This window comes from Klebsiella sp. 4_1_44FAA (genome assembly GCF_000238715.1).
Classification (GTDB): Bacteria; Pseudomonadota; Gammaproteobacteria; order Enterobacterales; family Enterobacteriaceae; genus Klebsiella; species Klebsiella pneumoniae.
In genome coordinates, this window is record NZ_JH414800.1 from 274,272 (window position 1) to 296,531 (window position 22,260).

Annotated in this window: 15 protein-coding genes; 9 read left to right on the forward strand and 6 right to left on the reverse strand. The window is 62.4% G+C overall.

Annotated elements, in window-relative coordinates; genetic code table 11:
* The first annotated feature begins 2 nt into the window (after nucleotides 1–2).
* The 7 genes from pduQ to HMPREF1024_RS14025 all read left to right on the forward strand — a co-directional run bounded on the left by pduQ (nucleotide 3) and on the right by HMPREF1024_RS14025 (nucleotide 5,985).
* Nucleotides 3–1,115: a 1-propanol dehydrogenase PduQ gene (gene pduQ / locus HMPREF1024_RS14055; RefSeq protein WP_004149612.1), complete on the forward strand. Its 1,113-nt coding sequence runs from the start codon at nucleotides 3–5 to the stop codon at nucleotides 1,113–1,115.
* Nucleotides 1,112–2,464, forward strand: a complete 1,353-nt coding sequence (locus tag HMPREF1024_RS14050) for a 4Fe-4S dicluster domain-containing protein (protein WP_009308563.1) — start codon at nucleotides 1,112–1,114, stop codon at nucleotides 2,462–2,464. The genes pduQ and HMPREF1024_RS14050 overlap by 4 nt, the downstream gene beginning before the upstream one ends.
* A 2-nt stretch (nucleotides 2,465–2,466) precedes the next feature.
* On the forward strand, nucleotides 2,467–3,021 hold the full coding sequence (pduT, locus tag HMPREF1024_RS14045) for a propanediol utilization microcompartment protein PduT (RefSeq protein WP_004151971.1): 555 nt from the start codon (nucleotides 2,467–2,469) through the stop codon (nucleotides 3,019–3,021).
* Nucleotides 3,021–3,371: a propanediol utilization microcompartment protein PduU gene (pduU, locus tag HMPREF1024_RS14040; RefSeq protein ID WP_002915850.1), complete on the forward strand. Its 351-nt coding sequence runs from the start codon at nucleotides 3,021–3,023 to the stop codon at nucleotides 3,369–3,371. The genes pduT and pduU overlap by 1 nt, the downstream gene beginning before the upstream one ends.
* A 4-nt stretch (nucleotides 3,372–3,375) precedes the next feature.
* Nucleotides 3,376–3,816: a propanediol utilization protein PduV gene (gene pduV, locus HMPREF1024_RS14035; RefSeq protein ID WP_004185483.1), complete on the forward strand. Its 441-nt coding sequence runs from the start codon at nucleotides 3,376–3,378 to the stop codon at nucleotides 3,814–3,816.
* Nucleotides 3,813–5,027, forward strand: coding sequence for an acetate/propionate family kinase (locus HMPREF1024_RS14030; protein ID WP_009308564.1), 1,215 nt, complete (start codon nucleotides 3,813–3,815; stop codon nucleotides 5,025–5,027). Before pduV ends, HMPREF1024_RS14030 begins: the two co-directional genes overlap by 4 nt.
* Nucleotides 5,028–5,118: 91 nt before the next feature.
* Complete coding sequence (locus HMPREF1024_RS14025; RefSeq protein WP_004193729.1) at nucleotides 5,119–5,985, forward strand: L-threonine kinase; 867 nt, start codon at nucleotides 5,119–5,121, stop codon at nucleotides 5,983–5,985.
* 3 nt (nucleotides 5,986–5,988) lie between these two features.
* On the opposite strand, the gene cobD is transcribed toward HMPREF1024_RS14025, so the two are convergent.
* Both cobD and amiC read right to left on the reverse strand, forming a co-directional pair.
* Complete coding sequence (gene cobD / locus HMPREF1024_RS14020) at nucleotides 5,989–7,065, reverse strand: threonine-phosphate decarboxylase CobD (RefSeq protein WP_004143954.1); 1,077 nt, start codon at nucleotides 7,063–7,065, stop codon at nucleotides 5,989–5,991.
* 17 nt (nucleotides 7,066–7,082) lie between these two features.
* The gene (gene amiC / locus HMPREF1024_RS14015; protein WP_004900318.1) at nucleotides 7,083–8,336 is read right to left on the reverse strand and encodes an N-acetylmuramoyl-L-alanine amidase AmiC; all 1,254 of its coding nucleotides are present in this window, start codon (nucleotides 8,334–8,336) and stop codon (nucleotides 7,083–7,085) included.
* A 227-nt stretch (nucleotides 8,337–8,563) separates the two neighbouring features.
* Between amiC and argA the strand changes: the two genes are divergently transcribed.
* Together argA and HMPREF1024_RS14005 are read left to right on the forward strand one after the other, a co-directional pair.
* A complete protein-coding gene (argA, locus tag HMPREF1024_RS14010) occupies nucleotides 8,564–9,895 on the forward strand; it encodes an amino-acid N-acetyltransferase (protein ID WP_009308565.1) in 1,332 nt (443 codons plus the stop codon).
* Between the two features lie 229 nt (nucleotides 9,896–10,124).
* Nucleotides 10,125–10,445 (forward strand): hypothetical protein, encoded by a 321-nt coding sequence (locus tag HMPREF1024_RS14005; RefSeq protein WP_009308566.1) that lies wholly within the window; start codon nucleotides 10,125–10,127, stop codon nucleotides 10,443–10,445.
* Nucleotides 10,446–10,502: 57 nt separating this feature from the next.
* Here the strand turns inward: HMPREF1024_RS14005 and recD are convergent, their stop codons facing one another.
* The 4 genes from recD to recC form a co-directional block, all read right to left on the reverse strand.
* Complete coding sequence (gene recD / locus HMPREF1024_RS14000; RefSeq protein WP_009308567.1) at nucleotides 10,503–12,347, reverse strand: exodeoxyribonuclease V subunit alpha; 1,845 nt, start codon at nucleotides 12,345–12,347, stop codon at nucleotides 10,503–10,505.
* Nucleotides 12,344–15,880 carry an exodeoxyribonuclease V subunit beta gene (recB, locus tag HMPREF1024_RS13995; RefSeq protein WP_009308568.1) on the reverse strand — a complete coding sequence of 1,179 codons (3,537 nt, stop codon included), beginning with the start codon at nucleotides 15,878–15,880 and terminating at the stop codon, nucleotides 12,344–12,346. The genes recD and recB overlap by 4 nt, the downstream gene beginning before the upstream one ends.
* A complete protein-coding gene (gene ptrA, locus HMPREF1024_RS13990) occupies nucleotides 15,877–18,762 on the reverse strand; it encodes a pitrilysin (RefSeq protein WP_004181181.1) in 2,886 nt (961 codons plus the stop codon). Before ptrA ends, recB begins: the two co-directional genes overlap by 4 nt.
* A 120-nt stretch (nucleotides 18,763–18,882) precedes the next feature.
* On the reverse strand, nucleotides 18,883–22,260 hold the full coding sequence (recC, locus tag HMPREF1024_RS13985) for an exodeoxyribonuclease V subunit gamma (protein WP_004149621.1): 3,378 nt from the start codon (nucleotides 22,258–22,260) through the stop codon (nucleotides 18,883–18,885).

Here is a 22,260-nt window from a genome sequence, read left to right on the forward strand (position 1 = left end):
CCATGCATACCTTTTCTCTGCAAACGCGCCTCTACAGCGGCCCGGGCAGCCTGGCCGCGCTGCAGCGCTTTAGCCATCAGCACATCTGGATCGTCTGCGACGGCTTCCTGGCGCGCTCGCCGCTGCTTGACCGACTGCGCGCCGCGCTGCCCGCCAGCAACCGCGTCAGCGTGTTCAGCGATATTACACCGGATCCGACTATTCACACCGTGGCGAAAGGGATAGCGCAGATGCAGGCCCTGCGTCCGCAGGTGGTGATCGGCTTCGGCGGCGGCTCGGCGATGGATGCCGCCAAGGCTATCGTCTGGTTCAGCCAGCAGGGCGGTCTGCCTGTTGACACCTGCGTGGCGATCCCCACCACCAGCGGTACCGGTTCGGAAGTGACCAGCGCCTGCGTCATCAGCGACCCGGAAAAAGGGATCAAGTACCCGCTGTTCCATGAGGCGCTCTGTCCCGACATGGCGATCATCGACCCGACGCTGGTGGTTAGCGTACCGCCCACCATCACAGCCCATACCGGGCTGGACGCGCTGACCCACGCCCTGGAGGCATGGGTCTCGCCGCAGGCCACCGATTTTACCGATGCGCTGGCGGAAAAGGCCGCCAGGCTGGTGTTTCGCGCCCTGCCCGTTGCGATTCGTCAGGGCGACTGCATTGCGACCCGCAGCAAAATGCACAATGCATCAACCCTCGCCGGTATGGCCTTTAGCCAGGCTGGCCTTGGGCTCAATCATGCGATCGCCCATCAGCTTGGCGGCCAGTTTCACCTCCCCCATGGCCTGGCCAATGCGCTGCTGCTGACCGCGGTGATCCGCTTCAATGCCGGCGAGCCGCGAGCGGCTAAGCGCTATGCGCGCCTGGCCAGGGCCTGCCGCTTCTGCCCGCCCGCAGCTGGCGAACAGGAGGCTTTCCAGGCGCTGCTTACCGCGGTGGAAACGCTGAAACAGCAGTGCGCCATTCCCACCCTCAAGGGCGCGCTGCAGGAAAAGTATCCCCTTTTCTTATCGCGAATTCCCGCCATGGTGCCGGCCGCGCTGGCCGACGCCACCCTGCGCACCAACCCGCGTCCGGTCGATGGCGCGGCCATCGCGCAACTGCTGGAGAACCTGCAATGAGTGAAGCGATAGTGCCACTATCAAGCATTGATGCAGCGGAGATCCGCGAACGCGTTCGGGCCGCTGGCGTCGTAGGAGCCGGTGGCGCAGGCTTTCCGACCCACATCAAACTGCAGGCCCGGGTGGACACCGTGCTGGTGAACGCCGCCGAATGCGAACCGATGCTGAAGGTTGACCAACAGCTGATGGCTCAGCAGGCTGACCGACTGATTCGCGGCCTGGGTTACGCGATGACCGCCACTGGCGCCCGGGAAGGGATCATTGCCCTGAAGGCGAAATATGCTCCGGCGATTGCGGCATTAACCCCACGACTCCCGGAATGGGCCCGGCTGCATATTCTGCCTGACGTCTATCCGGCCGGGGATGAGGTGCTTACTATCTGGCTGGCGACGGGACGCCGCGTACCACCTGCCGCGCTGCCGGTCAGCGTCGGCGTGGTGGTCAATAACGTGCAGACGGTGCTCAATATCGCCAGAGCCGTGGAACAGGGCTATCCGGTAACTCGCCGGACGTTGACCGTCAATGGCGCCGTCGCCCGTCCGCTGACGCTGGCCGTACCACTGGGTATATCGCTGCGCGAGGTGCTGGATCTGGCCGGCGGCGCGACGGTTGACGATCCGGGGTTTATCAACGGCGGTCCGATGATGGGCTCGCTTATTACCTCCCTCGAGACACCGGTCACCAAAACCACCGGCGGCCTGCTGGTGCTCCCGGGCAACCATCCATTGATCCAGCGACGGCGGCAGGATGAACGAACGCTGCTCGCCATCGCCCGCACCGTCTGTGAACAGTGCCGTTTATGCACAGATTTATGCCCCCGGCACCTGATCGGCCATGAGCTTTCCCCTCATCTGCTGGTGCGGGCGGTGAACTATCGCCAGGCGGCCACCCCGTCGCTGCTGCTCAGCGCCCTGACCTGTTCGGAGTGCAACGTTTGCGAGAGCGTCGCCTGCCCGGTGGGTATTTCCCCCATGCGCATCAACCGTCTGCTGAAACGTGAGCTGAGGGCGAAAAACCTGCGCTACGACGGACCGCTGCGTCCGGCGGACGAGATGGCGAAGCACCGCCTGGTGCCGGTCAAGCGGCTCATCAGCAAACTGGGACTTGATCCCTGGTATCAGGAAGCGCCGCTGACGGCGGTGGAGCCGGAGGTGGCCTGCGTCACCCTGCCCCTGCGCCAGCATATCGGCATCAGCGCCGTGCCCTGCGTCGCGCCGGGAGAGCGGGTAACGCGCGGCCAGCTACTGGCGGATATCCCCGCCGACGCCCTCGGCGCGCCGGTGCACGCCAGTATTGACGGCCAGGTCTCCGCCATCACGGAGCAGGCCATTACGCTTGTAAGAGGTTAATCATGACCCAGGCTATCGGAATTTTAGAACTGACCAGCATCGCCAGGGGGATGGAGCTGGGTGACGTCATGCTGAAAAGCGCGAACGTACAGCTCCTGCTCTGCAGAACCCTTTGCCCCGGGAAATTCCTGCTGATGCTCGGCGGCGACGTCGGCGCCGTGCAGCAGGCAATCGCCGCCGGCACCGCGCGCGCTGGGGAGATGCTGGTGGACAGCCTGGTGCTGGCCAACATTCACCCCAGCGTACTACCGGCGATCAGCGGTCTCAACGTGGTCGGGCAGCGGCAGGCGGCGGGGATCGTCGAAACCTGGAGCGTGGCGGCGTGCATCAGCGCCGCCGACCGCGCGGTGAAAGCGGCCAACGTCACCCTGGTGCGGGTCCATATGGCGTTTGGTATCGGCGGCAAATGCTACATGGTGGTGGCGGGTGATATCGCCGATGTCGACAACGCCGTCACGGTGGCCAGCGACAGCGCAGGCGAGAAAGGATTACTGGTTCACCGGGCAGTGATCCCGCGACCGCACGATGCGCTGTGGCAACAGCTGATGGAGGGATAATGGAACCGCAAACCCCTACCGAACGCATGATCCAGGAGTATGTCCCGGGCAAACAGGTTACTCTGGCGCATCTCATTGCCAATCCTGGCAAAGATCTGTTCAAAAAGCTGGGTCTGCCGGACGCGGTCTCCGCCATCGGCATTCTTACCATTACCCCCAGTGAAGCATCGATTATCGCCTGCGACATCGCTACCAAGTCCGGCGCGGTGGAGATCGGTTTTCTCGATCGCTTCACCGGCGCGGTGGTGTTGACCGGCGATGTCTCCGCCGTGGAGTACGCGCTCAGGCAGGTCACCCGCACCCTCGGTGAGCTGATGCGCTTCACCGCTTGCCCAATTACCCGGACCTGAGCCCATGAAACGCCTGATGCTAATCGGACCCAGCCAGTGCGGCAAAACCTCGCTGACCCAGGTATTGCGTGGCGAAACCCTGCGCTATCAGAAAACCCAGGCCATCGTCTGGACGCCGGCCGCCATCGATACCCCCGGGGAATATCTGGAAAACCGCTGCCTGTACAGTGCACTGCTCACCAGCGCCTGCGAGGCCGATGTCATCGCGCTGGTACTAAATGCCGATGCGCCCTGGTCACCTTTTTCTCCGGGGTTTACCGCCCCGATGAACCGCCCGGTCATCGGGGTGATCACCAAAGCCGATTTGGCCGCCCCGCCCCGTCTGCAACAGGTCCGGACATGGCTCGAGGCGGCGGGCGCCGGACATATCTTTATCACCAGCGCGTTAACCGGCGACGGGCTTGATGACCTGTTCGCCTGCCTGAATGCAGAGGAATATCAATGACCTATAAAATCATGGCGATTAACGCCGGCAGCTCATCCCTGAAGTTTCAGCTGCTTAACATGCCGCAGGGGGCGTTGCTCTGTCAGGGGTTGATCGAACGTATCGGCCTGCCCGAGGCCCGCTTCACGCTGAAAACGTCGGCACAGAAATGGCAGGAGACGCTGCCCATCGCCGATCACCATGAGGCAGTGACCCTGCTGCTGGAGGCGCTGACCGGCCGCGGGATCCTGAGCAGCCTGCAGGAGATCGACGGCGTTGGCCACCGCGTCGCCCACGGCGGCGAACGCTTCAAAGACGCCGCGCTGGTCTGCGACGATACCCTGCGGGAGATCGAGCGCCTGGCGGAGCTGGCGCCGTTGCATAACCCGGTCAATGCGCTGGGCATACGTCTCTTTCGCCAGCTGTTACCCGCGGTACCGGCGGTGGCGGTTTTTGATACCGCCTTTCACCAGACCCTGGCGCCGGAGGCCTGGCTCTATCCCCTCCCCTGGCGCTATTACGCCGAGCTGGGCATTCGCCGCTACGGTTTTCACGGTACCAGCCATCACTATGTCAGCAGCGCGCTGGCGGAAAAGCTGGGCGTACCGCTGAGCGCCCTGCGGGTAGTAAGCTGCCATCTGGGCAATGGCTGTAGCGTCTGCGCCATCAAAGGCGGGCAATCGGTGAATACCTCAATGGGCTTTACCCCGCAGTCCGGGGTGATGATGGGCACCCGCAGCGGCGATATCGACCCGTCGATACTTCCCTGGCTGGTGGAGAAAGAAGGGAAATCCGCCCAGCAGCTCAACCAGCTGCTGAATAATGAATCCGGGCTGCTGGGCGTCTCCGGTGTGTCATCTGATTACCGCGACGTCGAACAGGCAGCTGACGCCGGCAACGAACGGGCGGCTCTGGCGCTGTCGCTGTTTGCCGAACGCATTCGCGCGACTATCGGCAGCTATATCATGCAGATGGGAGGTCTGGACGCGCTGATCTTTACCGGCGGCATAGGCGAGAATTCCGCCCGGGCGCGGGCGACGATCTGCCGCAATTTGCATTTTCTCGGCCTCGCGCTGGACGACGAGAAAAACCACCGGAGCGCGACCTTTATTCAGGCGGATAATGCGCTGGTCAAAGTGGCGGTGATCAACACCAATGAAGAGCTAATGATTGCCCGCGACGTCATGCGTCTTGCATTGCCGCAGGCGCGCGAGCTGGCGGTGTCGGCATAAACGACGCGCCTCCTCTTGCGGAGAATCATGGTAACCGGCGGGTCGCCATGCCACTATGCGCCCTGGCGAAGGTAAGCGGAAAGGTGAAAACGTGGCTGTTGCACAATGTCCCGCCTCGTGCGGAGAACTTATCCAGGGCTGGATCCTCGGCAGCGAAAAGCTGGTCTCCTGTCCGGTGGACTGGTACAGCACCGTCGAGGTCGAGACCGGGGTACCGCGAAAAGACGAGCGGCCGCTGTCGCGGGCGATGGTCGACCAGCTGCTGGCCCACTGGGGCTACCCCCCAGCGCTGAGCCAGCAGATCCGCATCACCCTGCACTCAACGATCCCGGTGGCCAAAGGGATGGCCAGCAGCACCGCCGATATCGCTGCCACCGCCGTCGCCACCGCCCATCATCTGGGCCATCTACTGGATGAGCCGACGCTGGCGCGCCTGTGCGTCGCGCTGGAGCCTACCGACAGCACCCTGTTTCGCCAGCTGACGCTGTTCGACCATAATACCGCCGCCACGCAAATCGCCTGTCCCCCTCCGCCGGCGCTCGACCTGTTAGTGCTGGAGAGCCCGCTGACGCTGCGCACCACCGACTATCACCAGCTGCCGCGCGAGCCGGGCCTGTTGGCAAACGCCTCCCGGCTGCAGCTGGCGTGGGAGAAAGTACAGCAGGCCTGCCACTGCGGCAACCCGCAGCTGCTGGGCGAAGCAGCGACCATCAGCGCCATTGCCAGCCAGCAGCTGTTGCCTAAGCCGGGGTTTGACGCGCTGCTGGACCTGGTGGAAAGCGCAGGGCTCTATGGTCTCAACGTGGCGCACAGCGGCAGCGTCGTCGGCCTGCTACTGGACCGCCGTCGGCATGACGTCGAATTTCTGCAATGGCGGCTGGCAGACAGCGACATCGCCGCCCACTGGCCGCAGCAGCATCTGTTGGCAATGGTGCCCGGGGGCGTCATCCTGCAGTAGGCCTCAGGCCAGCACCCGGCGCAACGCCGCCAGCAGCTGGTCGTTTTCCTCGGCGCTGCGGATCGCCACCCGGAAATAGCGGCTATCCAGCCCCGGGTAGTTGGCGCAGCTGCGGATCAGCACATGCTGGCGCAGCAGGGCATATTGCAGGTCAAAATCGGCTCTGTCGCAGCGCAAGAACAGGTAGTTAGCACGCCCGGGCCACACGGTCAGCCCGGCCATCTCCTGCAGCTGCGCATAGAAACGCGCTCCCTCCTCCTGCAGCCACTGCCAGGTGGCCCGCTGATACGCCCGATCCTGGAGAATAATTTCCCCGGCCAGGGCGGCATAGGCGTTGATGGACCACGGCATTTGTCGCGCGCGCAGTCGGGCCACCGCCTGGGCATCAGCGTTCAGCAGGTAGCCGAGACGCAGCCCCGGAATGGCATAAAATTTGGTCAGCGATCGCAAAACCCAGACGTGCGGATGCTGCGCCAGCAGAGGAATAAACCCCGGCTGGTCGGGGATAAAGTCGAGGAAGGCCTCATCGAGGATCAGGCTGATGTTCAGCGCCCGGCAGCGCTGCGCAATGGCTTCCAGCAGGCCCCGCTCCGGCAGCAGGCCGGTGGGGTTGTTCGGGGTGCAGAGAAACAGGCAGTCCAGCGCCGGAGTCAGGGCATCGAGGATCGCGTCGGTCAGCTGCCAGCCATCGCGCTCCCGCAGGGCATACTCCACCACCTCGCAGTCCACCGTCTGCAGCGCCCGCCGGTACTCCGCAAAACCGGGAATGACGATCATCGCCCGCCGCGGCTTAAGGCCGTGGACGAGGGTGAAGATCGATTCAGTTTCGCCGTTGCCGGCGAGGATATGCGCCGCCGGCAACTGATGGTGGGCAGCCAGCGCCTGATGCAGCTGTTGATACTCGACGTCAGGGTAGCGTTCGGCGCAGCCTGGGTTGTCAACGATCGCCTGCCTGAGCGAGGCAGGCATCCCCAGCGGATTGATGTTGGCGCTAAAATCCAGCAGCTCGCCGGGGGCTATGCCCAGTAGGGCGGCGGCCTCGCGGATATTGCCGCCATGGGCGCTTTTCAGTAAGGCCATGTCCCTTTCCTGTGTGGTTATCCGCGGCGGGCCAGCGTCGCGCCGTCGGCGAAGTAGGCTTTAATCCCGGCGAGGATCGACTCGGCCACCTCCTGCTGGAATTTGGCCGTTTTCAGTTTCCGCTCTTCTTCCACGTTACTGATAAACGCCGTCTCCACCAGAATGGAGGGGATATCAGGCGCCTTCAGTACCGCAAAGCCCGCCTGCTCTACCCGATTCTTGTGCAAATTATTGATATTGCCCATTTTCTCCAGCACTGCCTTTCCGAATTTGAGGCTGTCGGCGATGGTGAGGGACTGCACCATATCGAACATGGTGTGGTCGACATAGCGGTCGCCGCTCTTGCTGACCCCACCGATCAGATCCGAGGCGTTCTGCGTCTGGGCGAGATATTTTGCCGCGGTACTGGTGGCCCCCTTGGTGGAGAGGGCAAACACCGAAGAGCCGCTGGGCTGGCGGCTGGTAAAGGCATCGGCGTGAATCGACACGAACAGGTCGGCGCGCTGCTTCTGCGCCTTGGCGACACGCACTTTCAACGGGATGAACACGTCTTCGTTGCGGGTCATATAGGCCTTCATATTGCCTTCTTTGTCGATCAGCGCCCGCAGGCGACGGGCAATCTGCAGCACCACGTCTTTTTCGCGGGTGCGATACTTTCCCACGGCGCCGGAGTCTTCGCCGCCGTGTCCGGGATCGAGCATGATGACAATCGGCCGGTCGCGCCCGGCTTTGCCCGGCTGCGGCCCGCTTTGCGCCGGCGGCACCTGACGCTCCAGGTCGCCTTTGTTGTAATCCTCGAGCAGCGCCAGCAGCGGATCCTGAACATCGGTGGCGTTGGCGGGGTAGAGGTCCATCACCAGACGCTCTTTAAAGCCAGCCACCGGCGCGAGGGCAAACAGCTGCGGCTTGACGTTCTGCTTGAGCTCAAAGACCATGCGCACGGTTTGTGGATCAAACTGGCCCACGCGGGCGGACTTAATAAAGGGATCGTCATCGCGGATCTGGCCGCCCATGCCTTTCAGCACAGAGTTCAGGTTAACCCCTTCCAGATCCACTACCACTCGTTCCGGATTACTGAGGGCAAACTGCCGGTATTTCAGCACATGATTCGATTCTACCGTGACACGCGTGTAGGTCGATGCTGGCCAGACGCGAACGGCGACCACCCGCGCGGCGGCGGCCAACCCGACAGGGCTCACGCTCATTAACCACATGGCGCCCGCGCCCTGCAACAGACGGCGACGGCTTAATCCTGAGTTGTTTCCCGACATGCCACTCCCAAGCAATAAAAACGCATTTGTACCCAAAACAAACAGATTGACCAGAAACTTTAACTAAAGGCATATAACCTGTCATCTATAAAAGGGTAAACATTCATTGACACCCTGCGCCGGGTCACATGTTTTTCGCGACTTAGCCTAAAATTGGCACTTGCGTTTAACGGCAAAACAGAATAAAAATACAATAATTACGAATAATCATGCATTGAGGGTTTGTCATGGTGAAGGAACGTCGCACTGAACTGGTAGAAGGATTCCGCCATTCTGTTCCCTATATTAATGCCCATCGGGGAAAAACGTTTGTCATCATGCTGGGCGGCGAAGCCATTGAGCATGAGAATTTTTCGAACATTGTCAATGACATAGGATTATTGCATAGCCTGGGCATCCGTCTGGTGGTGGTCTATGGCGCTCGACCGCAGATTGACGCGAACCTCGCCGAGCACCATCACGAGCCGATCTATCACAAGCAGACGCGAGTGACTGACGCCAAAACGCTGGAGCTGGTGAAGCAGGCGGCGGGCATGCTGCAGCTGGAGATCACCGCCCGTCTGTCGATGAGCCTCAACAACACCCCGTTGCAGGGGGCCCATATCAACGTCGTCAGCGGCAACTTTATCATTGCCCAGCCGCTGGGCGTCGATGACGGCGTCGATTATTGCCACAGTGGGCGTATTCGCCGCATTGACGAAGAGGCGATTCATCGTCAGCTCGACAGCGGCGCCATTGTGCTGATGGGGCCGGTCGCGGTGTCGGTCACCGGCGAGAGCTTTAACCTGACTTCGGAAGAGATCGCTACCCAGCTGGCCATCAAGCTGAAGGCGGAGAAAATGATCGGCTTCTGTTCGTCGCAAGGGGTTTACAACCAGGCCGGGGAAATTGTCTCCGAACTGTTCCCTAATGAGGCGCAAGCCCGCGTCGAAGAGCTGGAAGCAGACGAAGACTATAACTCCGGCACCGTGCGCTTCCTGCGCGGGGCGGTGAAGGCCTGCCGCAGCGGCGTACGGCGCTGCCACCTGATCAGCTATCAGGAAAATGGCGCGCTGCTGCAGGAGCTGTTTTCACGCGACGGCATCGGCACTCAGATCGTCATGGAGAGCGCGGAGCAGATCCGTCGGGCGACCATCAATGATATCGGCGGTATTCTTGAGCTGATAAGCCCGCTCGAGCAGCAGGGCATTCTGGTACGCCGTTCCCGCGAACAGCTGGAGATGGAGATCGACAAATTCACCATTATTCAGCGCGATAACACCACCATCGCCTGCGCCGCCCTCTATCCTTTCCCGGAAGAGAAGATCGGCGAAATGGCCTGCGTGGCGGTGCATCCGGATTACCGGAGCTCGTCGCGGGGAGAGGTGCTGCTGGAGCGTATTGCCGCTCAGGCCAGGCAGATGGGACTGAGCAAACTGTTCGTGTTAACCACCCGCAGCATCCACTGGTTCCAGGAGCGCGGCTTCACGCCGGTGGATATCGACCTGCTGCCGGAGAGTAAAAAGCAGATGTATAACTATCAGCGCCGGTCGAAGGTGCTGATGGCCGACCTCGCTTAAGCCCTTCTTCACTCTTTCTAACGGCCCGGGATAGCGCGACGCTTATCGCTTTATCCCCGGCCGGTCTCCCACCCCTCTTCCCGCCAGCCTGGCGTACGCACGCGGGCGAAATTCCTGGTTTCCGCGCAGGCCATTTTTTTCTCGCTGGCTCACCGATATGCTATTGGCTGTCGACAGGACGTCGACTGGCGCCGCGGCCGCCACCCGCCCTGTAAGGATCGCTTAAAGAATGGAAACCAAACCGAACTGGCTGGTCAGACATATTAATCTCATCACCACCGCGATCGCCCTCTATCCGTGGTTGCTGATGATACTGCTCCTCTGGGATAACCAGCGCCATCATCAGCATGGCTATGCCGCGCTCGGCGCTGCCATCGCGATATTATTTCTGCTGGCCCTGACGTCCGGCATGAATCTTCTCATCTCCTCGCTGGTGATTTTTTGTGCCCGCTGTTCCACCCCACCGCTGGCCGGCGGCGCAGCAGTCCGCTTTTTCGCCATGAACTCGATCTCGGCGCTCTGGCTTATCCCTCTGTTCTTCAGTTACTGATTTTTCCGCCAGCCCGGGCGACGGCTGCAGCATTTTCCATCGCCCGGACCCGGCGTCTCATGGGGTTTCGCGCCCGGCGAAAATCTCCGCCAGGCCGCTGCGCCGTTCGGTGCGCGTCACAATGGCCTGGGAGAGCACCTGCTCGTCGGCATAGAGCGACAACCGCCGTTTCGCGCGGGTGATCGCCGTGTAGACCAGTTCGCGGGTCACCAGCGGGACGCTGCGCGCCGGCAGGATCAGCGCCGCGTGTTCGAACTCCGAGCCCTGCGATTTATGCACGGTCATCGCCCAGGCGGTATCATGCTCCGGCAGACGGCTCGGCTGCACCGACTTGATGGCGCCGTCGGGCATCAGGAACCACACCCGCAGCTCGCCGTTGCGCTCCAGCGCTATGCCGATATCGCCGTTAAACAGCCCCAGCGCGCTGTCGTTGCGCGATATCATGATCGGTCGGCCGTCATACCAGCGGGAGTGGCGCGGCAGGGCGATCGCTCGCTGGCGGTTGAGCCGCTGCTCCAGCCGCTCATTGACGCCGCTCACGCCGTACGGCCCTTCGCGCAGCGCGCACAGCAGCTGGAATTCGCTGAAAGCGGCCAGCATGGCCTGCGGTTCGGCCCGCTCGCGGCGCAGTTGCAGGTAGCGTTCATAGCCCTGCTGGGCCGCGCCGAGCATGGCTTCGTACTCTTCAGTCGTGCTGAGGGGATGAAGCGCGATATCGTCAAACGGCTGGCGCAGCGTGGCCTTCACCTCCGCGCGCGCGCCAGCGTTCACCGCCCGCGCCAGGCTCCCGATGCCGGAGTGACTGCCGAAGCGATAGCTCTTTTGCAACAGGCACAAACTGTCTCTCAGCGCGCCCGCGATAGCCCCCTCGCCCGCCGGTACCGGCGAACCGGTCAGCCGGGTCAGCTCCTGCGCCCGCGCGGCGGTATAGCCCGAACTCGCCCAGGCGCAGATATCCCCCAGCACCGCCCCCGCTTCTACGGAGGCCAGCTGGTCGCGGTCGCCGAGGAAGATCACCCGCCCGTGGGCCGGCAGCGCGTCGATAAGCCGCGACATCATCGGCAGGTCGATCATCGAGGCTTCATCCACCACCAGCACGTCCAGATGCATCGGGTTGCCGGCGTGATAGCGCATCCGCTGGCTGCCTGGCTGGGCGCCCAGCAGACGATGCAGCGTGCTGGCCTCGGTGGGAATCAACGCTTTCTGCGCGTCGGTCAGCGGCAATTTTCTCAGCGCCGCGCCCAGCGATTCGGTCAGACGCGCCGCCGCTTTCCCGGTTGGCGCCGCCAGGCGAATACGACAGCGCGGGCTGTCTTCGATCTGGATCAGTGCCGCCAGAAGCTTCGCCACGGTGGTGGTCTTCCCGGTCCCGGGACCGCCGGAGATCACTGAGATGCGGCGGGTCAGCGCCACCGCCGCGGCCACTTTTTGCCAGTCGGTTTCGCCGGTGGCAGGGAACAGGGCATTCAGGGTTGACGCCAGCCGGGCCTCATCCATCTCCAGCACCCGGTTGGCTTCATTGAAGAAGCGGGCGACGGTCAGCTCGTTGCGCCACATCCGATTCAGATAGAGCCGGTCGCCGCACAAAATCATCGGCGCCGGAGCATCGCCGCAGCTCACCGCCGACGAAGCGAGCAGTAGCCCGGGCCAGTCCTCCGGCGCGCCGGCTTCGGCCAGCAGCCGATCGCGGATCTCCCCCGCTTTACCGCTCAGCGCCTCGTCGCCGCTCAACCGCGAGAGCGGCAGACAGACGTGCCCCTCGCCGGCATCCCGGCTCAGCAAGGCCGCCGCCAGCTTGACCGCCGGCGGGTCGTTTTGCGCCACCATCAGGGCAAACTGGACGTCCAGCGGCCGCAGCAGACGCTGCTCCACCGCCGCCAGCAGTAGTTGTTCGAAAGTCATGAGGCCTCCTCCTGAGTTTCTCCGGCAAAAAGCTGATCCAGACCGTCAATCAGCGGTCGCACCGGCCGGGTGGTGAAGATCCCCTGCCCCCCCTCCTGCCCGTCCATGCCGCGCAGGAAAAGATAAATCACGCCGCCGAAGTGGCGGTCATAGTCATAATCGGCCAGCCGGTGGCGCAGATAGCGGTGCAGCGCCAGGCTATACAGCTGATACTGTAGATCGTAGCGGTGGGCACGCATCGCCTGCTCCATCGCCGGCCGGGTGTAGGCCTCGCGATCTTCCCCCAGCCAGTTGGATTTGTAATCCAGCAGGTAATAACGGCCTTCGTGACGGAAGACCAGATCGATAAAGCCCTTCAGCATGCCGCGCACCTGGCGGAAATCCAGCGGCGGCGTGTCGGCAGAGAGGGGATCGTACTGGCGGATAAGCGCGTCAAGGCGCTCCGCCGTCAGCAGCTGGGCGATGGGCAGGTAAAATGCCATCTCCACCTGTTTATCCCGCGCCGCAAGCTGATTGAGCGCGATATCCGGCCCCGGCAGGCGGGTCTTCAGCACGCCCCCCAGCCAGTCGGTCAGCACCGGCGCCCACTGCGCGTCAAACCCGCTCAGCTGCAGCTTCTCCGCCATCCACCCTTCCGGCACCGGCTGGGTGAAGTCCAGCTCCTCAAACAGGCTGTGCAGGAAGGTCCCCGGCGCGGCGCCGCGCGGGAACTGGTGCGGAGTCAGCTGCGGCTCTTCCACGACTTCGCCGACGCCGGCGGCATCAACATCCAGACGCGGCAGCAAATCCTGCCCGCCGCTGAAACCATGCTGCTGCAGTCCGGAGTAACTGGTCACCCGCCAGTCGTCGGCGATGCGGCGCTGCAGCTCGCGCGCCGACAATCGCGGGATGGTCGCCGCGGGCGCCTGCCACGGGGTGAGATCCAGTTCGCCCGGAATCTGTAATGCAATATCGCCATGACAGAAGTCTGCCAGCCGCGCAGCCAGCCCGGCGGCGTCCATAGCTTCGCCCGCCTGCAGCAGCCGCCCCAGCGCGCTGAGGTGGAAATCGCTGTTGCCGGATTTCCGGCTGCTGAGCGGCGCCACGCCGAGGCTGCAGTGCCAGACCGCGCGGGTCAGGGCCACGTACAGCAGGCGCAGATCTTCCGCCAGTCGTTCCGCCTCCGCCAGCTCGAGGCTGGCCTCATCCTGGCCCAAATCCAGCACCGCCGCGAACGTCTCGCGATCGTGGTAAAACGCCTGGTCCTGTTTACGAAACCGGGCGATAAACGGCAGCCAGACCAGGGGGTATTCCAGCCCTTTTGACTTGTGAATAGTGACAATTTGCACCAGGTGCTTATCGCTTTCGAGACGCATCTGCTGGCTGGCGGCGTTGCTGTCCGGCTCGGCGATATGCTGCGCCAGCCAGCGCACAAGGGCATGCTCGCTTTCCAGCTGGCTGGCCGCCTCCTGCAGCAGTTCACTGATGTGCAGAATGTCGGTTAAGCGCCGCTCGCCGCCGCGGGTCGCCAGCAGATTCTCGGCGATATGTCGGGCTGTCATCAACGCCCGCAGCATCGGCATCACTCCGCGCTGCCGCCAAATCTGGCGGTATTCGCTGAACTCTTCCACCAGCGCGTCCCACGCCTGCTCATCCTGGTTCAGGTTTTCAATATCCAGCGCGGTCAGGCCAAACATCGACGTCGCCAGCGCGCTGCGCAGGGTATTTTCCCGCTCCGGGGCCAGCACCGCCTGCAATAGCCAGAGCAGCTCCTGGGCCTCCAGCGTCTCAAAAACGCTGTCGCGGTTGGAGAGGTAGACCGAGGGAATACCCAGCGTCTGCAGCGCTTCACGCACCTGCGCCGCCTCCAGCCGGTTGCGCACCAGCACGGTAATATCCGAAGCCTGTACCGGGCGCGAGGTTTCCCCGCGCCACAGCAGCGCGCGCCCCCGCTGACCGGCGCTCAGCCAGTCGCGGATCTGCGTGGCGCAGAGCTGCGCCATAAAGGTCTGATAATCGCCAGACCCGACAGTGTCGCCGGGCATCAGCCAGACGTTCATCGCCGGTACGTCCGCCGCGTCAACGGTAAAGCGCAGCCCCTTGTTCTTCGCCGCCGCCTTCACCGGCAGGAACGGGATCTCGTGGAACATGAAGGGGTTATCGCTGAGGCTGAACAGCCGATTGACGCTGCCCACCATGCCCGGCGAGGAGCGCCAGTTGGTATCGAGGGTGTAGTGCGCGGCAACGTCGCCGCGCGCTTTCATATAGGTAAAGATATCGGCGCCGCGAAAGGCGTAGATGGCCTGCTTCGGATCGCCGATCAGCAGCAGAGCCGTCTCCGGCTGCCGGCGCCAGATGCGGCGAAAAATCCGGTACTGCTGAGGGTCGGTGTCCTGAAATTCATCGATCATCGCCACCGGAAAACGCTGGCGAATGGCGCTGGCCAGCGTCTCGCCGCTGTCGCCGCGCAGCGCCTCGTCAAGCCGGCTGAGCATATCGTCAAACCCCAGCTCGCCGCGGCGGCGCTTTTCGCGGGCGACCGCATCGCGGATCTCGACCATCGCTCTCGCCAGCACCAGATCGGTGAGCGTCAGCGAGGAGGCCAGCAACGACTCTACGGCGCTAAACAGGGGATGCACCGGCGGTTCGCCACCGGCTTTGGTGCGCTCGAGCAGAAACGACTGGGCAAATTTCTCCAGCGCGTCGGGCAGCTGGTAGCTTAACGTCTCTTCCTGCGCCCAGGCGTTCACTTTCTCCATCCACTTGCCCTGGTTGCCGCGATTAAACTTCCGCCGGTCAAGGCCGGAATTTTCCAGCACGCCTTCGATCTCGCCCACCTGCTCGCGCCACTGCTGCTTGAGCGAGTCAATGCGGGCGATGATCTGCTGATGGCGTTCGGCCAGCGTCTCGTTAGGGGCTGGCGGCGACTTAAGCTGCGGCGCTTCGCCCTGCAGCCAGCGGTCAAGGGACTTCAGCAGATCGCGCGGCCCTTTCCAGACGTCGTGGATCACCGCCGCGATATCGCGGGTCAGGGGATAGCAGTGGCGGCGCCAGAAATCGGCGCAGGCCTGATAACGCAGGCGGGATTCATCCTCGATCAGCTGTTGCTCGAACAGCATGCCCGACTCGAAGGCGTTAAGGCTCAGCATCCGTTGGCAAAAGCCGTGGATGGTGAATACCGCCGCCTCGTCCATCTGCCGTTCAGCCAGCAGCAGCGTCTTCGCGGCCTCGTCTTTATCGGCGATCTCCGCCAACAACGCGCTGTAGAGCGGATTGTCGGATTCGCCGCGCAGGCAGGCGATGCGCAGTTCGTGGATGTTGCTGCGGATACGGCCGCGCAGCTCTTCGGTCGCCGCCTCAGTAAAGGTTACCACCAGCAGTTCTTCAACGCTGATGGCGCGGGGATAGGCGGCCTCACCGCCCAGCCCCAACAGCAGCCGCAGATACAGCGCGGCGATGGTAAAGGTTTTTCCGGTGCCCGCAGAGGCTTCTATCAGGCGCTCGCCGATCAGGGGCAAGCGCAGGGGATCCAAAGACTCAGCGGTGTCGGTCATTCATTCTCTCGCATCAGGGGTAAGGATTGCTGCAATGCGCTGACGTTTTCCCACACTTTGCCGCCTTTCGGCTGGGCATAGTCCGCTTTGCCATTCTGGCTACCGGAAATCTGGGACAAGATCGTCATGCCCTGCGGATCCACCACCGTCTGATGGAAGAAGTCGGCAAGTTTTTGCGGCGTCAGCAGTTTAATCTGAGCCACTACTTTATCACGTGAATCAAAACGCATATTACCGCGATCGAAATCTTTGCTCAGTTTCGAGGCTTCATCGCCCAGCGTCTGCGGCGCCTGCAGCATCTGGCTTATCACCGCCTGCTGGAGCTGGGCAAACTCTTCCGGCTTCATCGCCCGCAGCTTCGCCTCCGCGGTGGGGAAGAAGGCCTGGAACCGCTGCCAGAGGAAGGCCGGCTGCTTATCGCTACTCTGCAGCAGGAAGCCCATGCCCCACTGGCGCCCCACGTTCATCGGGAAGGCAAAGACCGCGTAGCCGAGCTGCTCTTCAGTACGCAGCTGGTTGTAGAACCACGGCTGAATGATCTGTCCCAGCAGGGTGCTGGCGGCGGTGCTGCTGAACTCATCCACGTTGGGCGGCGCGAACACCGCGGCCAGCGCGGAGTCGGTGCTGTTGCCCGCTTTATTGAAGATCGCCAGCTGCTGCCGGTTCACCACCACGTCTTTATTGCGGCACCATTCGTTGCCGTCAGCGCCCAGCTGCTGCTGGATCTGGCGGGCCAGCGTCGTGGCGGCATCGGCGGTCATATTGCCGATCACCATCAGTTCAGGACGCCCCCTGGTTTTCAGGTTGGCGCGGTAGTCGAGCACCTCTTTAAGAGTGATGGAGGGCAGCAGCGCCCGGCGCACTTCGCGCTGGAAGTACGGCACCTGCGAGACCATCTGGATCGGCATTATCGCCTGATCGTAGGCTTTGCCTTTCTCGGCGGAATCCATCATCTGCGCATACCAGGATTTGGCCTGCTCCAGCTGCTCCTCGGTCGGCGTATAGCTGAAGTATCCCTGCAGCAGATCGCTGAACAGCGCCGGAAGATGCTGGGTATAGCCGTTGGCATTGACCATTAATCCGTTATTAGCGCCGGTAGAGAACGAAATGCCGCCGACCGCCGCCTGGTTACTGAGCTGGTCGAGGGCGATGCCGGCGAGATAATCGTTGAGGGCAAACATCACCTGCCGGCGAGCGCTGTCCATCGCCTGGGGATTACGCAGCACCAGGGAGATGTCCGCCTTCGGCTCGCTGGCAAAATACTGGCTCGGGGCATACACCACCCGCAGCGTCGGTTCATCAAGGATCAGCTGCGGATGCGGCCAGGCTTTATCGCTTTTGATAAGGGTGAAGTCATCCGGAATATAGGGGTTGAGCGCCGGCAGCTGCAGCTGGATGGCCTGCGATTTGTGCTGCCAGTCAGCGAACGTCTGCTCGCTAATCTTATCCACCTGATACGGCGCATCGACAAAGTAAGCCGTCTTGTTATGCGGCTCCTGGGGGCTGATATACCAGATGCGGGCGTTCTGCGGGGTCATCATCGCCAGCCGGTCTTTGATCGCCTGCGGGTCGTACTGGTCGGCAATGTTGACTACGTCCAGCGCATGCTCGACCGGCACCCGGATCATGGTGTCCGCCAGCCATTCCACGTAGTCCATGTCGCGGTTGATCGACGGATAGCGGAAATCGAGCGCCAGCACATGCGCCAGTTCGTCGAAATAGCGTTTGTCGATGCCCTGAGTACGCAGGAGGTCGAGGTAGCTGAAAATGGCCGCCGTCACTTCATCGCGGTGCGCCAGGCCTTTGTCGGTGAGGGTGGCTGAGATCGCCAGTACGCCGCTGTTGCCGTTTACCACCGGATCGGAATCGGCGCGGATACCTTCCGCCAGACCCTGTTTTTGCAACCAGTCAGAGAGCGTGCCCGGGCTGCGGTTGCCGATAAGATAGGTGACCAGCTCATCGGTTTTGCTGCGGAAGCGATCGCTGTTGTTGTCGATGCGAAACTCGACGCGCAGCACTTTACGCGGCATCGCCGGCACATAGTGAATAATGATGCCTTTTTGCGCATCCGTGACCACCGGGACGGTAATTTCCGGCCTGCTGATCTGACGATTCGGCACGCGGCCAAAGGTGTCCGCAGCCATGCGCGCCAGCGCCGGCAACGGCTTGTTGCTGTAGATCACCGCTTTCATCAGATTGGCGGAGTACCAGCTATCGCGGAAGGTGTGCAGCGCATCAAGCACCGGGCTGCCGGGCTTATCGCTGAGCGTCTCGAGGTTGCCACCCGAGAAGTGGGCCGCCGGGTGAGCCGGGTTGATGGTCTCCGCGCTGACCTGGGCCATGCGCATCCCGTCTCGCGTCCGGGCCATCGTCAGCTCGGCGTTGACCGCGTTACGTTCGCGGTCGGCATATTTTTTATCCAGCAGCGGCGCGGCGATGGCGTCGGCCAGGCGATCTACGGCCCCGTCCAGCGCATCATTTTCCACTTCAAGATAAAACGCGGTGCGGTAGGGCGCGGTACTGGCGTTATGGCTGCCGCCGTGCAGCTTAAGAAACTCTGCAAGGCTGTCAGGCTGGGGATATTTTTGCGACCCCATCAGCGTCATATGTTCCAGAAAATGCGCCAGCCCCTGATGATCTGCCGGATCCTGCAGGGATCCCACCGGCACCACCAGCGCCGACAGCGATTTCACCGCCTGCGGATCGGAAACCAGCAGCACGACCATGTCGTTATCAAGGCGGATCGCCTGATACTGACGCGTATCTTTTTCGCTTTTGCGGATCGTCTCCTGAATCGGCTGCCATCCGGTGTCGGCCTGACTAAACGGCGCCCAGAGGGCGGCCAGCACAACAAAAACCTTGAACCATAAACTGCGGGGCATTCACGAACCTCATCATTAACAAACTTGCGCTGCACAGCGTGCAGCCTTTTATGTCCATCAGTCCGTGATACGTTGCGCATATTAAATGAACCGCCATTCAGTGCGCAATTTTTATACTATTTAAATTTGTGTGGACCGATGGTAACGATATAGCGGTAACAGATAACGCTGCGTCTGGGCAATGATTTCTTCGTAATGCGCCGGCTCCAGCGAACGCCACAGGCGTTGATACCAGATATCGGCGCCCTCCCCGCTGACCACCATGTTCCCTTCGTAGGTCTGCAGGAATTTGCTCCGCGCTTTCTGCTGCGTCTCTTCGTCCATTAAGATGACATCCTTTTCGGCGTCGTAACAGGCTTTCAGCCAGGCGCCACCGCTTTCCGGCAGCAGCAGCAGCGGCTGCGACATCCCCAGCAAATAGCCATCCACCAGCTCGTTAAGGTACGCCTGCGCCTCGGCGGGCGCCAGCGCCGGAAAGCGCCACTCTCCCTCTTTCCGCACAAACAGCCGGCTCTCGCCGGTGCCGCCGCTGGCGCAGTAGACAAGGTGTTCCAGCCAAAGTTGCATCCCCTGGGAGACGCTCAGCAGCGAAGGCCGCCAGCGCAGCAGACCGTCCGGCTGCACCTGCTGCAGCCAGCCGGTCAGGTTCACGCCGCCGCACTGCAGATCGATCTCCATGCTCTGCGCCTGCTGGCGCTCGGCCATCACCCGCTCGGCCAGCGCCTGCATCTCCAGGCGCTGCGTCTCCCAGACCAGCTCGCCAAAGGCGCCATACGGCAGCTCGCCGGCGGCGCGAAAGCGGCGGAACATAGCCGAGACGTCCTGCTCCTCAATAAGCGTATTGAGCAGTTGCTGATTCAGTTGATAACGGCTCAGCCCTTCAAGAGTGAACGGCTCGTCGTCTGGAATATCGTCCTCTTCGGCGCGGAAATTGACCCGCAAACGCTGCTGAAAGAACGCGCGTACCGGGTGCTGCCAGAAGCGCAGAAGCTGATCGAACGGCAGGCTGTCAATCGGCGGCGCGGTGAGCGGCTGTATAAAATCGCTATGCGCCTCTCCCTGCTGGCCGGCGGCCGCCAGCCATTCACGAGCGTAGCTCTTGTTCTCGTCTTCCTGGAAATTGGCAACGTCGAACGGCATGCGCGTATGCAGATGGGTGATATGGGCTTTAACCCGCGCTTCGCTGGCGTCGCAGTCAAGCTCTTCGTCACCGGCGAGACAGTGGCTCTGGCCGATATAATCCACCAGCTCCTGCACCAGCACCGAAGGAAAACGCTCGCTGTTGTCCTGGATCGAACGGCCGATATAGCTGATATACAGCGTCTGCTCGGCGGACATCAGCGCTTCGAGGAACAGATAGCGGTCATCATCGCGCCGGCTGCGGTCGCCGCGCTGCGGCTTCTGGCTCATTAAATCAAAGCCCAGCGGCGGTAGCGTGCGCGGATAAACCCCGTCATTCATCCCCAGCAGGCACACCACCTTAAAGGGGATCGAACGCATCGGCATCAGGGTACAGATATTGACCGGGCCGGCAAGAAAGCGCTGGCTGATCCGCTGCTGATCGAGGCGCTGGGCCAGCTCATCGCGCAGCAGCGTCAGCGGCACCTGCTCGCCATACTGCGCCTCCAGACCGCTATCAATAACCGCCAGCCACTGCTGCTCAATCAGCGCCAGCGCCGCTTCGGTCTCACTGTCCGGCAGGAAAAAGTCATTCAGCAGATCGCGACAGACCGGCAGCCACTCCGCCAGCGGCCGCTGCTGGGCCAGGCCGCGTCGCCACAGATTAAGCTGCATCAGCAGCGACGCGAGGTTGCCCACCAGCTCGGCGATCAAACCGCTGGATTCGTCATACGGCAGCACCGACTGCCATTCTCCCTCGCGGCTGTCCATCGCGTAGCCCAACAGCATGCGGGTGAGGCCGAACCGCCAGGTATGCTGCCCGGTCGCCGGCAGGTCCAGTTCACGGACGTTGTCGTCATCCATTCCCCAGCGGACGCCGGACTCGTTCACCCACTGGCGCAGGTAGCGCAGCCCTTCTTCCGTGATATTAAAGCGCGCCGCCAGCACCGGGACGTCCAGCAGCGCCAGCACATCTTCACTGGCGAAGCGGCTGTCCGGCAGCGAGAGCAGCGTGATAAACGCCTGCAGCACCGGGTGCGACTCTCGGGCGCGACGGTCGGAGATCGCCCACGGCAGCCAGCGATCGCCGCTGGCGGCGCCAAACACCGCCTGTATATAGGGGCTGTAGCTGTCGATATCCGCCACCATGACGATTATATCCCGCGGCGTGAGCGTCGGATCCGCCTCCAGCATCGCCAGTAGCCTATCGTGCAGAACCTCCACTTCGCGCTGCGGACTGTGGCAGACGTGAATGCTCAGACTGCGGTCATCCAGCGTCAGCGGACGTTTGTCGCGACTGTGGGCGAATGCCTCTGCGCTCTGCCCGGCCACCGCCGCGTTGCGTAGTTCAAGGATATCCGACTGCAGGTTATGCAACAGGTTATCGGGGGCGATGTCGACAAAAGCGTCCAGCTCCTCATAGCGCTCCAGCCCCGCCAACAGGTAGATATAGTCGCGCCCCAGTTTCCCCCAAGAGGCGAGCAACGGGTTGCCGACATCCTGTTCCCCGGCGTCATTAAACAACCCCGGCGCCTGCTCGGTGTCGCGAAACAGGGGTAGCGCGCGCGCCTCGCGGTGATGGCGCCGCTGGCGCGACAGCAGCTTCGCCAGGAACGCCGGATCCTTAATGTCTCCCCAGTAGTAGCGGCAGGGGTTGGTAAACAATACGTAGACATCGACATGCTTACCCAGCGCCTGCAGGGCCTGAAGATAGACCGGCGGCAGCGCGGAAATCCCGCAGATGAAGACGCGCGACGGCAGCCCGGCGGGCGGTTCGTCCGCTTTTTCCAGGGTACTGATAAAGCGCTGGTAGAGATTGGCGCGGTGCCACTGCGGCTGCCCCAGCTCGGCGGTATAGCTCACCAGCGCCTGCCACAGCGGCGCCTGCCACTGCTGGGCATCGCCGAGACCTTCCACCCGCTGGCCGGCCTCCCAGCGCATCAGCCACTCCGGGCGATAGACGAGGTACTGGTCATAGAGGTCCGCCACCCGGGCGGCCAGCTGAAACAGCTTGCGCTTGTCGCCGTCATCACTCAGATACTGGCGCAGCAGGATAAAATCGTCTTCCTCCAGGTGCTGCGGCAGGAGGGTCATCAGCTTCCAGCTCATGCTCTGCTTGCTGAAGGCGCTTTCGCCCGGAATATCTTTCAGGACGCGCACGAACATATCCCAGATAAAGCTCGCCGGCAGCGGGAACTCGATATTGGCGGCAATCCCGAAGCGCGCGGCCAGGGTCATCTGCAGCCACTGCGCCATGCCGGTACTCTGCACCAGCACCATTTCGGCCTGAAAAGGGTCATCCAGCCGCTGGCGCTCGACGATAAACTCCATCAACGCCTCGAGAACATCCAGCCGGTTTGAGTGGTATACCCTTAACAT